This is a genomic window from Lactiplantibacillus sp. C232 (assembly GCF_023806725.1).
Classification (GTDB): Bacteria; Bacillota; Bacilli; order Lactobacillales; family Lactobacillaceae; genus Lactiplantibacillus; species Lactiplantibacillus plantarum.
The window spans coordinates 154,081-169,732 of record NZ_JAMSKZ010000001.1 but is presented as its reverse complement, the minus strand read 5'-3'; the positions used below and the strand labels follow the sequence as shown (position 1 = coordinate 169,732).

Annotated in this window: 13 protein-coding genes; 5 read left to right on the top strand and 8 right to left on the bottom strand. The window is 46.6% G+C overall.

Features of this window, described 5'->3' with window-relative positions:
* Window positions 1–185 precede the first annotated feature (185 nt).
* Entirely contained in the window at window positions 186–878 is a 693-nt protein-coding gene (locus MZO41_RS00855; RefSeq protein WP_021356352.1) for a response regulator transcription factor, read from the top strand.
* A complete protein-coding gene (locus tag MZO41_RS00850) occupies window positions 871–2,238 on the top strand; it encodes a sensor histidine kinase (protein ID WP_022638019.1) in 1,368 nt (455 codons plus the stop codon). The genes MZO41_RS00855 and MZO41_RS00850 overlap by 8 nt, the downstream gene beginning before the upstream one ends.
* Window positions 2,239–2,395: 157 nt before the next feature.
* Here the strand turns inward: MZO41_RS00850 and MZO41_RS00845 are convergent, their stop codons facing one another.
* Window positions 2,396–2,533 carry an LPXTG cell wall anchor domain-containing protein gene (locus MZO41_RS00845; protein ID WP_022638020.1) on the bottom strand — a complete coding sequence of 46 codons (138 nt, stop codon included), beginning with the start codon at window positions 2,531–2,533 and terminating at the stop codon, window positions 2,396–2,398.
* A gap of 95 nt (window positions 2,534–2,628) precedes the next feature.
* Here MZO41_RS00845 and MZO41_RS00840 point away from each other — a divergent pair, with 95 nt between their 5' ends.
* Window positions 2,629–3,069, top strand: a complete 441-nt coding sequence (locus MZO41_RS00840; RefSeq protein ID WP_013355470.1) for a nucleoside 2-deoxyribosyltransferase — start codon at window positions 2,629–2,631, stop codon at window positions 3,067–3,069.
* A 70-nt stretch (window positions 3,070–3,139) separates the two neighbouring features.
* Here MZO41_RS00840 and MZO41_RS00835 read toward each other — a convergent pair whose 3' ends face one another.
* The 3 genes from MZO41_RS00835 to MZO41_RS00825 form a co-directional block, all read right to left on the bottom strand.
* The gene (locus MZO41_RS00835; protein WP_013355469.1) at window positions 3,140–3,700 is read right to left on the bottom strand and encodes a hypothetical protein; all 561 of its coding nucleotides are present in this window, start codon (window positions 3,698–3,700) and stop codon (window positions 3,140–3,142) included.
* A gap of 87 nt (window positions 3,701–3,787) precedes the next feature.
* Complete coding sequence (locus tag MZO41_RS00830) at window positions 3,788–6,226, bottom strand: flavocytochrome c (protein ID WP_022638021.1); 2,439 nt, start codon at window positions 6,224–6,226, stop codon at window positions 3,788–3,790.
* Window positions 6,227–6,228: 2 nt separating this feature from the next.
* Window positions 6,229–6,843 carry an NADPH-dependent FMN reductase gene (locus tag MZO41_RS00825; RefSeq protein WP_003643097.1) on the bottom strand — a complete coding sequence of 205 codons (615 nt, stop codon included), beginning with the start codon at window positions 6,841–6,843 and terminating at the stop codon, window positions 6,229–6,231.
* A gap of 342 nt (window positions 6,844–7,185) precedes the next feature.
* Here MZO41_RS00825 and MZO41_RS00820 point away from each other — a divergent pair, with 342 nt between their 5' ends.
* Window positions 7,186–8,133, top strand: a complete 948-nt coding sequence (locus MZO41_RS00820) for a LysR family transcriptional regulator (protein WP_003643099.1) — start codon at window positions 7,186–7,188, stop codon at window positions 8,131–8,133.
* A 185-nt stretch (window positions 8,134–8,318) separates the two neighbouring features.
* A complete protein-coding gene (locus tag MZO41_RS00815) occupies window positions 8,319–9,290 on the top strand; it encodes a S41 family peptidase (protein WP_013355468.1) in 972 nt (323 codons plus the stop codon).
* Between the two features lie 90 nt (window positions 9,291–9,380).
* Here the strand turns inward: MZO41_RS00815 and MZO41_RS00810 are convergent, their stop codons facing one another.
* The 4 genes from MZO41_RS00810 to MZO41_RS00795 all read right to left on the bottom strand — a co-directional run bounded on the left by MZO41_RS00810 (window position 9,381) and on the right by MZO41_RS00795 (window position 15,615).
* On the bottom strand, window positions 9,381–10,619 hold the full coding sequence (locus tag MZO41_RS00810) for a hypothetical protein (RefSeq protein ID WP_013355467.1): 1,239 nt from the start codon (window positions 10,617–10,619) through the stop codon (window positions 9,381–9,383).
* A gap of 317 nt (window positions 10,620–10,936) precedes the next feature.
* On the bottom strand, window positions 10,937–11,917 hold the full coding sequence (locus MZO41_RS00805) for a 3'-5' exoribonuclease YhaM family protein (protein ID WP_003643103.1): 981 nt from the start codon (window positions 11,915–11,917) through the stop codon (window positions 10,937–10,939).
* Between the two features lie 10 nt (window positions 11,918–11,927).
* On the bottom strand, window positions 11,928–14,408 hold the full coding sequence (locus tag MZO41_RS00800; protein WP_013355466.1) for an ATP-binding protein: 2,481 nt from the start codon (window positions 14,406–14,408) through the stop codon (window positions 11,928–11,930).
* A complete protein-coding gene (locus tag MZO41_RS00795; RefSeq protein ID WP_003645226.1) occupies window positions 14,395–15,615 on the bottom strand; it encodes a metallophosphoesterase family protein in 1,221 nt (406 codons plus the stop codon). The genes MZO41_RS00800 and MZO41_RS00795 overlap by 14 nt, the downstream gene beginning before the upstream one ends.
* Between the last annotated feature and the right edge of the window lie 37 nt (window positions 15,616–15,652).

Below are 15,652 nucleotides of genomic sequence, written 5' to 3'. Positions count from 1 at the left end.
AGCACTAGCAAATCAGAACTTTATTAGTTTTTCTCAGTAATGATCTAACAACTATTATGAGAAAATTTCAGAAGGTTTTCAGGTTCACTAGGGTCCATTTTTTCACAAAATTGCTTATACTAAAGATTGGACATTAATACAACAATGGATTTATTAAAAATACATCATTTCAAGGAGCCCTTTATATGCCAAAAATTTTATTAGTTGATGATGAAGCTAGTGTGATTGATTTTTTACAACAGGAGCTGGCCTTCGAAGACTACGCAGTTCTAACTGCTACGGACGGACAAGCGGCCTTTACGACCTACCAGCAAAACCAAGACGATCTCGATTTAATTATTCTAGACTGGATGCTACCAAAAATGGATGGTTTAGAAGTGCTTCGGCGCATACGTAAACACGATACAATTCCAGTCATTATGATGACTGCCCGTGATTACGTCAGCGATAAAGTTGCCGGTTTGGACGGTGGTGCCGATGATTACATTACAAAGCCTTTTGATACTGAAGAATTGCTTGCCCGAGTACGCGTTATTTTACGGCACGCTGACCAACAACAAAACTTACAAGCAGTGTACAAATTTGCCGATTTAGAGTTAAATACTAAATCTCGCCAAGTTAAACGTAACCATCATCTCGTTCAACTCACTCAGCGTGAATATGAGCTCTTATTAACGCTAATGAAAAATGCACCCATCACTTTTACCCGTGATGAATTGTTAGACCAAGTTTGGGGCGTTGATTTTGAGGGTCAACCAAATATCGTTGATGTCTACATTCGCTATCTACGTCATAAAATCGATACGGATACCCAGCGAAAATTGATTCATACCGTCCGCGGAGTTGGCTACTGCCTGCGAGATGATACTCATGCGTAATTTTAGTGGTCAATCCAATGCTGCCCAAATCACCCGGACATTTACCGTAATAATTTTACTGATAATTCTTCTGACAGGTGTTTCAATTGCCGGTGTCGTTGGTTATCGTTTAACTAAAAATCGAATGGACGATGCCCAAATTCTCATAACCAGTCTGAAACGTTCGTTTATTGATGATGCGCCCGACTGGCAGCAATGGAAAATGAATAGTCCAATTAATACTAAAGATACTTACGTTAAAGTTAGTACTAAGATTTCCAACCAAAAACATCAAATCTTCTATTCACCGAACGCGCGCAAATTCTTGCACGCCAAGGAATGGCAGGTCCCTGGATTCAACAATATTCGTTACCGTAATGGTTTTGGTTTCTTTTACCGCTCTGGAGCTGAAAGTCGTCATATTTACTATGAGACTTGGACTAGCCTTCATGATGTCATTCATATTTTTCGTTTGATATTAGAAGATTTATTACTAGTTATTATTATTGGTGGCATTCTGGGTTACCTGATTACCGCCTGGTTAGCTCGCCGACTAAACCGACCATTGGCAGCATTGACGAACGCAGCAGCCCAAATCAATCATGCAGAAAACATCTCCTATCATGAGGCGTTACCCGTTCCCATCGAGCCAACAGAAGTTCATGATCTCGGCGTAGAAATCAATCAACTGCTACAATCACTCAACAAACAAGTCTTGCGCGATCATCAATTTGTGGCAGACGCATCACACGAGTTACGAACCCCCCTTACAGCCATCCGGGGACATATTAGTTTGATTAACCGGCGTGGAAAAGAACACCCAGAAGTCATTTCTCGATCATTAAAATTCATTGATCACGAATCAATACGAATGCAGACGCTCGTTGAGAATCTATTACAACTAACTCGCATGGATCATACTGAAGCGACCTTAAGTTACCAAAGTGTTGACAAAGTTATCCGTGAAACGGTTACCAATTATGAAACAAGTTTGCCACAAACTATCACCATGGCGTTGACCCCAACGAACGCCTACTTCAATAGTGCCAATTTACAACAAATTTTACTAGCCTTGCTCAGCAATGCTAGTAAATACTCACCGGAAAGTGGCACAGTTCAAGTCACTGTTGCTATTCAGAACGACCAACCAACTATTACGATTGCTGATCAAGGAATTGGTATCAGTGATGTGGACAAAAGCCATGTTTTTGAGCGTTTTTATCGCGTTGATCAGGCGCGTTCACAAGCAATTCCTGGAACCGGCTTGGGTTTAGCAATCGTTGCCCGGCTTGCTGAACTTAATCAAGCCCAAATCAGCGTTAGTGACAACCTGCCTCATGGCACAATTTTTACAATTCATTTAGCACGACAACTTAAGTAACCAGCATCTTCAAAACCCGTTTATTTAAAATTAAGTGACAGACTTATTATTAACCGCAACAATTCATTTAAGCTAACAAAAATGGACCTTCATAATTTCTGAAGGCCCATTTTATAACTCTAAATCCATTGTATCCTAATTTCAGTCAAATAATAACTTATTTAGCTGGTAACCATACAAGCATCAACAACAATACGGCATGTCCAAGTATTGCAATGAGCAAGCTCTGGTGATTCTCGCTCGTTTGTGGTAGCGTTGCTGCCTTCGAAACTTGACCGGATTGATCTGTGGCCACAAGCTAGTAGTTAAAAACAAATTGACGTTGACCCCCAAAATCTCTAAAATTAAGCCATTAGTCTTTTTACTAAATTAACTTTAAGGAGTATCTTCATGGCACAAATTTATATTGCTAGTCCGTTTTTCAGTCCCGAACAAGTGACGCGGGTCACACAACTTGAGGAAGCTTTAGCGCAAAATCCAACCGTCATGGATTTTTATTCACCACGTCTACACCAGGACGCTCAAGCCGAACAGTTCACCAAAACTTGGGCGACCGAAATTTTCCACCGCGATATGGCCCAAATCGCAGCCGCGCAAGTCATCGTGACTGTCTTAGACTTTGAAGCCAAAAACTTAGATTCTGGTACCGCCTACGAGCTAGGTGTGGCTACCATGCGCGACTTGCCCATCATCGCCTTGCAGGAAAAAGATGAGGCCGTCAACCTGATGATTACCGAAAGCTTACACTGGTATACCAAACAAGTGAGTGATTTTGAAACTTACGACTTCCAACAATTACCTAAAGGCGACTTTATCGGTGAAATTTTATAATAAAAAACGAAGCCAGACTTTCGACTATTATCGAAAGTCTGGCTTCATATTTTGTAGTTCTTAACTTTGCTTACCAGTGGGCCCCAATCGTCTGTTGCCAAGCAAAGTACGGGGTGCCCTTTGTCAATGCTTCAAATTGATCATCCGTCAAATTGGGCCAGTTGATATCACTGGTTGCCAATTGTAACGAATCGGTTAAGTGAAGATGAAAGTCGGTGATCCAAGCCAACAGCGGTTTCAACACTGACAAATCGGTATTTAACATCTGATAAGTAGCGGTATCGCTGGTCAACGTCACCGCCAATGTATAACGGGCCTTCATTCGTACGCCATTACCAAGTTGCCGCACGATTGAGCGATACAATCCCAGCTCGATGTCCGTGATGACTGTGGGTATTGGCGCCAAGGTTTGAAAGACTGTGCCGCGCTCATCGGCCAAACTCAGCCGACTAGGCGTGATCGTCAAACGCCCATGAGCAGCCGCGCCCTCATTCAACGCTTTCAAGATAAACGGCGTCTTTTTGCGCGCGGTCGAATACTTGTGATCATTTAAAACAATCGTCATATAAGCTGGTTGGTGCGTAATATTGTCCGCAATGTTCGTCACCGCGACTGGCATTGGTTTTTGCATGTGATAATCTCCCTTGTCGATCTGCTTCTCTCTACGGTCGATTATACACTAACACGACTCAACCAACGTAGCGACTTAATAATTGCCTTAGGCCGTCACCGGATCAACGTGCTCAGCAACAGCATGAGCAGCCGCGATTCGACCGAACGTAAAGATATCACTAAGCGAGTTACCACCTAGCCGGTTACCCGCGTGAATTCCGCCGGCTACTTCTCCCGCCGCGTATAGCCCGTCGATAATCTGACCGTCCGTATTTAAAACGTGAGCATCCGGATCAATCTTCAAGCCCCCCATCGTGTGGTGGGTTGCTGGTTTACGCGGCGTTGCGTAAAATGGTGCCACGGCAACTTTCAAATCAAAGGCTGTCTTATGAAATTCAGGATCCTCGCCGGCATCAACGTAACGATTGTAATCCGCAATCGTCTTGGTCAGGGCTGCCGGGTCCATGCCAATTTGTTGCGCTAAATCTGTCAAAGTATCAGCACGGAACAAGGTCCCATTCGCCACCTGCTGGTCAATTTTAGCTTGTGTCGTGTTGTAAGCCGTCTTTTTAATTTCATCATCGGCAATTAAATAGAAAAGACTCCCATTATCAATGGCCGCCTGAGTTAACTCATCACGACTGCCGTACTCATTGACGAACCGTTTTCCTTGCTGGTTTACCATCACAAAGTTAGCCGGTGGCACTTGGAGCCCACTGAATAATTCGCCGGTCTCCGGATCAGATACCGGCATCATTTGTGAGAAGCCCATCCCAACTAATGCTGCACCAACACTAGTCCCTAGCCGAATTCCATCACCAGTCATTGCGGGTGAATTAGTCGTCTTGACATCATCGTCGATGGCCGTCCAGTACGTATTGTACTTTTGTAACATTTTAGTATTCGCTGCGAAACCACCAGAAGCTAAAATCACCGCATCAGCATGGACAATAACTTTCTCATGAGCCGCATTAGTCGCAATGACGCCACGAACTTGCCCATCTGTCACCAGTAATTCTTTTACCGGCGTTTCCGTCATAATCGTACCACCCTGTTGTTCAACAAAGGCCCGTAAAGTCTTGATGTAAGCAAACCCTAGATCGCCCATTGGCTTATGCCCGCGCCGCCAGATGGCTCCAACTGGCATTGTCACTTGGCTTTCATCAAATTTCACACCAATCGATTGTAACCACTTGACTGAATCCAGGGCGTTATCCGTCAATTCTTTTACCAAATCATACTGACCGTGAATCTCTTGACCGTTCAAATCAGTCCGTTGACCACCTAAATAAGTTTGAATCCGATGTAACAAGGTTGAATCAAATAAGGTGCCCTTTTGATTGGTATTGGCAGTCAGGTATGCGTCAATCTGCTGTTTCAATTTACGGAAATCAGCCCGATATTCAGGTGCAATTGTACTTTCATCACGCTCACTCAGATCCTTCAACGTTTGCTTTTCACCTGGCAAAGCTACAAACTGTCGTTGCCAATCCGGATCAGCCGCATTCATGGGCCCCCCAGCGCGAACGGTATTACCACCGACAGCTGGGTATTTTTCTAGGACAACGGCTTGATGACCAGCCTGTAACACTTTGGCCGCTGCCGTCATACCAGCCCCACCAGCACCAACCACTACGACATCAGTCGTCACTTCTTTGACAGCAGGTTGAGCGACCTGCTTAGTCGCACGCCGTTTCTTCAAATCATCAGGATTGGCACCAGCTTCTTTGACCGCACGAGCGACCCCATCGATAACACCATGACTGGTAATTGAAGCCCCGGAAATCGCATCAACAGCGAGCGTTTGACCCGCAATAATCTCCTTGGGAATGCGTTCAAAAGCCACATCGGCAATCCCCTGCGTTTCACTACTGGTATCAATTTCAATATTTTCAATCCGGTCAGCGGAGAGGGTCACTCGCATTGGCAATTCGCCATTATGTCCAGTGGCCGTCACCTGATAAGTACCCGGGGCAAAGCTAAGCGCTTCTGGTGCCCGCATCTCGGCGACGATGGTCGCAAACTTCTGAAACTTTGCAAAACAACTGTCCAGAAAATCAACCGTCCCTTGCACCTTTAAATTACCTTGATCGTCAAAAGCCGTTTGGGCACGACCTAATAAGAATTCTGAACCGGGCATGACACTGGCGTTAACACCGGGAGCGTCTAAAATCTGACGCAGGTGTAGTTGCGCGCGTGACGATCCTTGGACGCTGTATGAAGCCCCAACAATCATTACTGCTTGACCATCTAATGGGTGAATTTTGAATGATAACCATTCAATAATGCTTTTCAACGCGGAAGGCACGGAATGATTGTGTTCCGGTGAGGCAATGATAACCCCGTCAGCCGTCGCAATTTTAGTGGCAAAGTTTTGAATGATGGTACTGTCAGTTTGATCATTCGATTCATCAAACATCGGGACATCAGTCAATTCTAAAATTTCGATTTCGGCTTGTGTCGCAAAATGTCGTTGCATAAATTCCAGCAACATCCGATTGTACGAATGCTGAGCATTCGTTCCAACAATTCCAACAAATTTCATGTTTATTCCTCCCCAGTCACTTGCCGCCACGAGAACTGCTTACTCTTTTCGAAAAACTGACTCGACGGCATGATTTTATTCGTTAAATCTACAAAATCAATGAATTCGCCAAACGCATTGTCTAATTCCTGAACTTTATCCGGATAAGTCAGGTCGCCCTGATCATCAAAAGCTTGTAGTGAACGGCCTAGTAAGTATTCAATATTTGGCATCACCAGTGCTTTTAATTCCGGCGCTTCTAAAATCTGGCGTAAGTGCGCTTGAGCGCGTGAGGTTCCCAGTGAGCCGTTCGAGGCCCCAACAATCATAACTGGTTTATTAATTAACGGCCGCGTGGTATATGACAGCCATTCGATTGCACTTTTTAGTACGGCCGGAATTGAATGATCATACTCCGGCGTGGCAAAGATCACGCCATCTGCTGCGGTGATCTTATCACTGAGCTGTTGAATTGCTACTGGTGCTGTTCGGTCTTCCGGTTCATTAAAAGCCGGTAAATCTTTTATTTCACAAATTTCAATCGTGGCTTGTTGCTGAAAATGCCGTTGCATATATTGCAGTAACTGCCGGTTGGTCGATTTGGTTGCATTCGTCCCAACAATCCCAACAAATTTCATAATTTCAGATCCTTTCAGGATGATTTAAACAGTCGTTTTCGACGAGTAGCTATTGAATGATTGGCCACTCTTAATACTGATTAGTGTAAGTGAAAGCGCTCTGCTTGTGAAATATTTATTTATCTATACCCCGATAACAAATTTACTATGTCGACGATTCGCGTTAAAATTAATTACGTTAAAATGGTTGGTCATAATGCTATTTGCCACTATCGCCAGGATGTTGACAGAACTTATTGAACATGTTTTGAACGTCCTTATGGCGATGCAACTAACTCAACATGACCAAATCAGCAATCAAACGAATACTCACCTAATCACAATGCGAGAGGAAGGCGCTTTATGCCAAAATCAGATTCCAGCGAAATGCGACGGTTTTTAGATGTGTTGCTCAAGCACGGCAATTTTACCCGGGCGGCTAAAGATCTCTACATTTCACAACCTTACCTCACCCAAAGCATCCGCAATGTTGAAAAAGAATTGGGCGTCACCATCATCAATCGTGAAGTCACGCCACTGCGACTGACCACGGCTGGGCGGACTTATTATCAATATTTGACGGCGCTCGAAAACGAGAAGGATTACTTTAATAAGCAAATTAGGCAATACACACATGCCAACCAGCAAGTAATTCGGCTGGGCGTCTTATCTAGCCTCGGCTATTACTTATTGCCCCTATTTTTACCTGCTTTTTTGAAAGCCCACCCGGCCACTAAGATCGAATTAACCGAAGATATCGCTAGTCGCAACGAACAGCGCGTGCTCCACGGTGAGCTGGACTTCTTAATTGGTCAAAATCCGGAAACCATCGCGCCGGGGCTTGAAAGTTATGACCGCGGTCGGGACGGGTACTACGCGATTATCCCGAACACCGTCAACTGGTACCAACCCCATCAGGCCTTCATTAATCCGGGAGCGCTACCCCTTAACGACCTGCTACAAGCGCCTCTAGTTTTGTCTCCCCACGGGTCATCGATTCGACGCCAAGTTGACTACTTATTACAAAAGCACAACGTGACACCGAATATCGTAATTGAGAGCACGAATACCGCCACCATCACCAAACTAGCCACTGCTGGACTGGGTATTACCTTTTTACCAGACAGTGTGCATACCCAGCCTGATCCAGAACGCTATAACATCTTACCTTTGCCCCAAGCGTTAATGTCCCTGAATTATTTCATTGCCTTTCCAGCCGAGCATTCACTGAACCAGGTGGAAAAAGACTTGGTGACGATCTTCTTAACCCAGTTAGAAGCCGATCTGGCACAATCGTCAACAATTTCATGATACAACAAATACCCATCTACTTAGCCGTTAAGACGGCCAATGTAGATGGGTATTTTAACAGGAACCATTATTTCAAAGACGCATCAGTTAAGATATGCTTTTCGTTGCGAAATTTTGACGCCACGCCTACAATTTAGCTAACCAATACATGCTAATCTAGTCACGAAAAGTAAGGATGGCTTATCATGATAACGAATAAATGCCGTTACGGACTGGTAGGTCTAATTTCGATAGTCCTAACGTTTGGTCTTTCCGCTTCTAATCGGCTCCGTGCGTCCTTCAACGCTATGCCGGCTATCACCTACATGTCAAAATATGGCATTATCAACCATCGCCCGCAATGGCAAGCCATGCTGCATGCGACTGATCATGGTCGCAAAATCACGTCACTGACCCAACTCAATCAAATTCTGCGCGCTGCAAATTTACATTCATTCGCCGTCGCCAATCTCCGCCAAGTTGAACATGCCACCCGTCCGACCAAGACACTGAGTGCCGGCCTCACCATCATCAATGTGCCAGCATTTTACAGCAGTCAGCACCAATTACAAAAACAGTATTGGACACAACTCCAGCACCTGATTAAACAAACTAAGCCGACAACCGATTTAATCTTAAACTTCGCAGCCAATACTGGTGGTAGTTCGGCACCGATGATTGCTGGCCTGGCCGCCATCATTCCAGACGGCACCCTCTACACCGGCATCACGAACCATCATCGCAACCGGCCGCGTGTGATGTACCATGGCCGCATCACTGGTGGACTTGGTCAAGATGACTTTAACTTTTCGCAACCAACAGCGGCCCACTTTCGTCATATTTATGCCATTATTGGTAACCAGACAGCGAGTGCCGCGGAGGTGACCATCATGGCGCTAAAACGTAACCCGCACGTTACTTTAGTTGGGCGTTCTTCCGCTGGATATACTAGTCTCAATGGTGGCGTCTTTTTAAATACCGCCGTGGCCGTCATGACGATTGGCACGCTCAAAGCGACCGTCAAAATCCATGGTCAGCAATACTTCAATAACCAGCCGTTAAAGCCAGACATACCAACGTTATATCAGCCATTGGCACCATTACAATTAGGACAATCGCCCCATTTAGATGCCGACTTTCTGTCCGAGTTACGAACCATCATGAAGCACTACCACTGACACCCCGTCCTTTCAGCTTCAACTACTAGATTCACAAACTTCAGCCTAGTCAATCGGCACTATTGTGATTCAGTTGGCCGTTCAGCTGCACTAAAAAATCAGCTTACGCAGCCACCGCCATCCCCAAATTACAATTGTAATCAGAATAGCTGTGACCAGCCAAGCAACTAACACGATACCAATACTGACGGTAGCTGCCAGTGCACGGTTCGCCATCTTCACAGTTGCCATACCAGGCACACTCTCAGGCCGCAGTACACCGTAAGCGACTAAGCGCATTGCAATCAAAACGGTACTATAACTCGCACCAAGTTGCCAAGCTGGCCGAGCCGCGCCATCTTCTTCACTCTCGTCTTCATCTTCTTCATAGTCGTCCGCCGGATCAAACCGTCGGGCCCACTGTTCAGTTGTCAACGGATCTGCTAAATCCCAGTGTTGCCAGGCATCCGCCCAGTTGGCTGTCGTCTCATCATTGAGCGTGTCATCGAGCGTGCGTTGCATCAATTTATTCTGCAAAGTTGCCTTGGCAGTCAAATCACCGTCCCACTCAAGCTGATCAAAGAACTCAATCGCTAACGACAAGCCCTGCATGAGCGTAATTGCGGCCGGATCAATCTGACTTTTCGCCACAAGCTGTGACCATTGCGCGTCCAAATCTCGATCAGCACTTTTTTGCCATTGTTCAAGTTGATTAACCAATTCAAAAATCTCAAAAGAGTCCTCAGTATCCTGGTACTTATCGAAAAAGGCCCACATCACGGCTGGTAATTGTTCAGCAGTCAACGTCAGCGGGGCGGCAGACTCCGGATGCATGCTCTGACGATGTGCACGCCACACTTGCCACCCGGCACCACTGACCTGAGTGGCCGCCCGTTTACCAATTTCTTGCAGATATTCCTGATCTTGTGCCTGCAAAAACGCGTTCATCGCTGCATAGGCTTGAACTTCTTCTAATTGACGTTCTGGTCGTACCCCAGCTGGTAGCACTAATTCGTCATCTCCGTCGGTCTCATCAACTTCATGTTCAGCATGATCATTGGGCGTAAGCACGGCCCTAACTGCCCGCTTCCATGCTTGCCACATTGGATCATCCGCCGTTACCTCATAAATTGCCCCGGCTTGCATCCGATTTAGTAGTGACTTGACGGCGTCATCGATTTCATCGTCGTCAAATTCATCCTCAAGTCCCAGATAGCTAGTTTCCAACCAACAATCCGCGAGCCAATAAAATGTCGTTACATATGCTTCGTGTTCGTTCATCCCGATAATCTCCCCTAATGCGTGCAATTTTAAATCATTTGTCTCTGTGACGGTCCCGTCACGTGCCACAGTTGCCGGATTATCGTTTAATCAATCAGTCTGGCCGCTAGATTACGCGCATCGTGCACGCCAATACTGCTCAACGTGCCCTAATTCAACACGTATGCAATGGTCAACGATAACAACTAATCACTCGTAGTAACTTATCATGTCAGGATATTAATTGCAATTAAAATTTTTATTTTATCTTTAATGACGGCCCACGCTAATTAATGGTGCACCGTCTCACCCACCCCAATGGAATTCGTCATCAAAAATAAAGGTCACAAAAAGAACTGTTAAAATCATTGATTTCAACAGTTCTTTCAAACACCGTATCGATTTAGTTAGTTTTGTTCGTCTGGTAATTCGCCCTTCGTTTGATCACCAGTTGGCCGGTAAAAATTACGACCATCCATAGCAAAGATCCGCTCCGTATACGTGCCCGGCTCTGCGTGTCCAAGTGAAGTCTGCATCATTTGAATCGACGCGTCCAACTCGTCCAAGTCATGTAAGATTTCAGCTTCCATAATATGGGGCCGAACGGGTGACCCATATTCTAACAAACCATGGTGCGCAAGAATCGTATGCCGCAAGACTAAAACAGATTCCGACTGCTCGTCAATTTTCAACTGTTGACAAGTCTCCACGATTTGTTCATCGATCAGGACAATGTGACCGACCAAGTTCCCTGCCAACGTATAAGTCGTCGAGACCGGCCCCGACATTTCAATCGTCTTACCCATGTCGTGCAAAATCGCACCGGCATATAGTAAGGCCCGGTTAACGTGGGGATACTGATCGGCAACTGCCTTAGCTAAGCGCAAAATTGATAACGTGTGATAAGCTAAGCCACCGGCGAACGCGTGATGATTTTTCTTCGCCGCGGGATAGCTAAAGAACCGGTCATGAAATGTCGTTAACATGTGGCGAACAATTCGATTCCAATTAGGTTCAGTAATTTCAAAGACAAACTGATTGATTTCATCCGCCATCGTGTCGGTCTTTAGTGGTGCGTGTTCCACAAATTGTTGCACTTCTTGCGGTTCGCCACTATGAGTGAGCCGCATTTGTTGAATTTTGATTTGCGGATTACCCTGATAGTTTTCGCGTTTACCTTTCAGATGAACGATCCGACCTGCCTGAAAGTTTTCGACATCTGTATCGCTTGCATCCCAAAACTTCCCGGAAATCTCGCCGGAAGTATCCTGAAAATTAATGGCTAAAAACTTCTTGCCGTTCTTGGCGATGCGAACTTCCGAATCTTTCAACAAAAAATAGCCATCCACGGTTTCATCTAATTGATAATCAAATAACTTCTTTGCCATGTTATCCCCCCTAGGTTAACTGCTGTACAGTCGCTGTCTTCAGTTGGGTCAGTGCCGCTGTCTCATTCGTAAAGTAGAGCACTTGATGATGCTGAGCAACTGCTGCTAAGACTTGCCAAGCAGCTTGCTTACGTTGCTCATCAAAATTCACCAAGCCATCATCAATCATTAGTGGTAGCTGAGCTGCTTGGCCCAAATGATTGATCAACGCTAGCCGTAAAGCCAAGTACAACTGTTCCTTAGTCGCCGTTGAAAGTTCCGCGACCATGAACTGCGTTGTTGCCGTCTTCACAACCATTTCATCACCGTCTAAGTCAATCTTATTATACCGCTGTGCCGTTAATTGCGCGAAAATCGTGGTTGCTGCGGCCAAAACAGTTGGTAATTGCTGTTGTGTCAATGCCTGCAGCGCCGTATCGATCCAGTTCGCACCCAACTGCCGCGTTAGCCATTGACGTGCCATGACTGTGATTTCCGTTTGTAGATCCGCCTGTTGCTGACGTAGCGTAGCGTACTGGCCATCCGCCGTCAACTCTTGGAGTTGTGCTTGCGCCGTGGCAATGTCCGTAGCTAACTGTGTCAGTTGCTGCGCCGTTTGGGTACGTTGTTGCCGTCTTTCAGCCAGTACCGCTTGCAACGCTTCAAGCGACGTATACTGCTTTAACGCCGATAGCTCAGCAGAACTGAGTTGTTGCTGTAATTGTTGACGACTCGTGGCGTTGGCCGTTTGCTTTTCGGCATCACTAACCGCTTGCGTCAACGCGTCTACATCCGCTAAACCGTTGGTCGTTGCTAACGCCTGTAGCTGCTCGGTCAGATTACGGACCTGCTGCGTCAACTGCTGGACTTGCCGCTGGACAAAGGCAAAGTCGGGGCCGGACATGGTCTGCTGTTGCATCACTTGATGGACTTGATCATAGAATTGGGCAATTCGAGTAACACTTGTCGTTAAATGATCCTGATCAACAGGAATCCATCCTGCCGCAAATTGATAAGGCTGAATCAATTGCCAGAGTTTGGCAGCCTGTGTTGCTAATGCTTGATCAGCAGTCGTGACCGCAGCTTGTGCGCGTTGCAGTGCCGCGACTAGTTCCAATTGCTGTAAGGCTTCACTGGCAGTCAGATTCGGTGCCAGACCAGCAGCCACTAATTGGTCTGATAAGTGGTCGGTTGCTTGCACCGGTTTACCCTGACTACGGGTCATCCCAAACCAACCAAGTAGGGCCACACCTGCTAACATCAAGATCCATTTAAAGCCGCCTAATGGTAGCAATAATCCCGCGACAATCCCGATTGCACCACCAATCAAGCGCCAATCAAGCGATGGACTATTCGGGGCCGGATGTTGGCGACGCGTGTTCGCCGTCGCTGCCAACGTCGCCTTCAAGGTCTCGATTGCGGCCTGTTTGTGCGGAGAGAGGCAACCTAACAGCTCAGGATGTGCATTACTTTGCGCTTGAAAATCAGCCTTGGCAGCACTTCCCTGCTGGGTCAACGTTTGGTATTGGCCTAAGGTTTGTTGCAGGGTTGGTAACTGAGCTTCTAATTGGTCAAACTGGTCTTGATGTTGGACGTAGAAGCCAACTAGTCCTTGAGATTGTGTATCAACTGGTTGCTGACTTAATTGCTGACGTGCACTCGCCAAGGCGTGTTGCAATTCCGTTCGCTGTTGGCTTAATTGTTGATAGCGTGTCCTAGTCGCCGTAGTTAGTGTCGTCGTCATATTAGTGGCTTGCAGTTGCTGCAATTGTTGATAGACCGGCCACTGATTTCGTAAATTGGCGAGCTGTTGCTGTTCATGATCCAACTTGGTTAAATCACGTTGGGTACTTGTCCGTTGTGCCTGCAAATCCAGCAATCGATTTTGTAATGTTTCGTATTCTGGGTACCGTTGCTTGGCCGCCTTGACCTGTTCTGTCAACATGCGATAGTGCTGCAATGCTTGATTCAACCTGGGTTTGCGGCCGCGGGGCTTATATAACGCCTCCGCATCTGTCCGTAACGTAGTCGCCGTTTCTCGCCATGGTGCACTGCCCACCAATCCGACTTGTTGTAATTGCACGTTCAAATCGCTGGCGTGCATAGTTTTGAGCACCGTCAATTCAGCCTGGTTAAACGTAAACAATCGCAAATACTGGTCACGATCATAAGGCGCTAACCACTTGTCAAGTAAGGCCAGCGGTTGAGCGGCCTGCGTCTGCACGTTCACCAAGGTAGCGGGTTGATCACCTAACCGGGTCAACCGGTATGTCGTCTCGTCAACCACTAGCTCTATCGAACCACCGTACTGATTCGTACCTTGTGGTTCATGGCGTTCAAGTGGGTGACGGCGGGAGGGAAAACCAAATAACATGCCGAGAATAAAGGCCCGCATTGTTGATTTACCACTTTCATTGAGGCCGTAAATCACTTGAAGCCCATCACCAAACTCGAACTGCTGCTGTTGAAATTTGCCAAAGCCCGCAATTTCAAGACGCTTAATCTGCATCATCATTCACCCCCGTCGTTAAATGGTACTGATCATTTAAGAGTCGCACCACTTGTTGTTGCCAAGCAGTGGGTGACATATCTTCCAGCAACGCGGTGTTCAGAAAGTCTTCATCCAAGAGTTTGCCTGCAAGTTCAGCGACTGCTTGATCGGTCACGACCTGCTCACCAACTTGTTGCCAGGTCGTCGCGTTAATACCAAACAAGGGGGTCATCGTATCCGTCGTTGCTTGCTCAATCGCAACCGGCCACCAATGTTCATTTGCCTGTTCCTGCAACTGGGCTAGAATGGCCCCCTGATTTAAGGCTAATTCCGCCATCGCACTCAGTTGAAGACTAGCTGGTAACGTAATCGTTACTAATTTTAAGCCGGTAACCATCTTCAATGATAATTGATCAGCTAACTGATGGACGATATGTGAACGGGACATGGGTTCTGGACTAGTGAGCGTTGGCGTCCAATCCGCCCATTCAATATCAGTCAAGGCGTGAAATACTGGTTGCAAGGTCTGATCGGCCTGGCTATTCACAATGAGGCACCCCTTCGCCCCAGTTTCACCGCGATGGCGCCCCTGCGTGTTGCCGGCATATACGATTGGTGGTTGCGAATTGAGCGTTTGCCGCTGATGAATATGACCAAGTGCCCAATAATCATAATGTTTCGTTAATAATTCACTAACGTTGAACGGGGCGTAGTGGTCACCCGCCACACCAATCTGACCGTGCAAGGTACCAATCTGATAATCAACGCCCGTGGCTTTAACAGGATAATCATCAACTGGGTCCGTCGTCACCCACCGCTGCGCATAGCTAAACCCACTAATCGCGACCCGTTCTTGTGCCACAGTCGTTAAGGTAGCCGTTGTTACCTGCGGGCCAAACACGTGCACATTGGCCGGAAAGTGCCAGCGACTTAAATCCGCTTGAAAATCATGGTTACCGAACGATAGCAGCACCGGAATCGAAGCCGTATTCAACCGCGCTAGCGCCGTCATCAGTGCCGCCTGGGCCTGAACACTTTGGCCCTGTTGGTCAAACAAGTCACCAACGAGCAGGACGAAATCGACTTGCTCAGCCACCGCCAAATCGACTAGTCGGCTGAGTGCCCTCAGTGGTGCCGTCACTAACCGTTCCTGCAAAGCTGGTGTTAAGCCACTCAGTCCTTGAAACGGTGTATCTAAATGTAAATCTGCCGCGTGTAGAAATTTCATGATAACCCCCACTAAAAAAGGGGCAATCACGGAACAG

Coding starts and splice junctions, on each gene's coding strand:
- MZO41_RS00855 (WP_021356352.1), top strand. CDS start 186: ATGCCAAAAATTTTATTAGTTGATGATGAAGCTAGTGTGATTGATTTT.
- MZO41_RS00850 (WP_022638019.1), top strand. CDS start 871: ATGCGTAATTTTAGTGGTCAATCCAATGCTGCCCAAATCACCCGGACA.
- MZO41_RS00840 (WP_013355470.1), top strand. CDS start 2,629: ATGGCACAAATTTATATTGCTAGTCCGTTTTTCAGTCCCGAACAAGTG.
- MZO41_RS00835 (WP_013355469.1), bottom strand. CDS start 3,700: ATGCAAAAACCAATGCCAGTCGCGGTGACGAACATTGCGGACAATATT.
- MZO41_RS00830 (WP_022638021.1), bottom strand. CDS start 6,226: ATGAAATTTGTTGGAATTGTTGGAACGAATGCTCAGCATTCGTACAAT.
- MZO41_RS00825 (WP_003643097.1), bottom strand. CDS start 6,843: ATGAAATTTGTTGGGATTGTTGGGACGAATGCAACCAAATCGACCAAC.
- MZO41_RS00820 (WP_003643099.1), top strand. CDS start 7,186: ATGCCAAAATCAGATTCCAGCGAAATGCGACGGTTTTTAGATGTGTTG.
- MZO41_RS00815 (WP_013355468.1), top strand. CDS start 8,319: ATGATAACGAATAAATGCCGTTACGGACTGGTAGGTCTAATTTCGATA.
- MZO41_RS00805 (WP_003643103.1), bottom strand. CDS start 11,917: ATGGCAAAGAAGTTATTTGATTATCAATTAGATGAAACCGTGGATGGC.
- MZO41_RS00800 (WP_013355466.1), bottom strand. CDS start 14,408: ATGATGCAGATTAAGCGTCTTGAAATTGCGGGCTTTGGCAAATTTCAA.
- MZO41_RS00795 (WP_003645226.1), bottom strand. CDS start 15,615: ATGAAATTTCTACACGCGGCAGATTTACATTTAGATACACCGTTTCAA.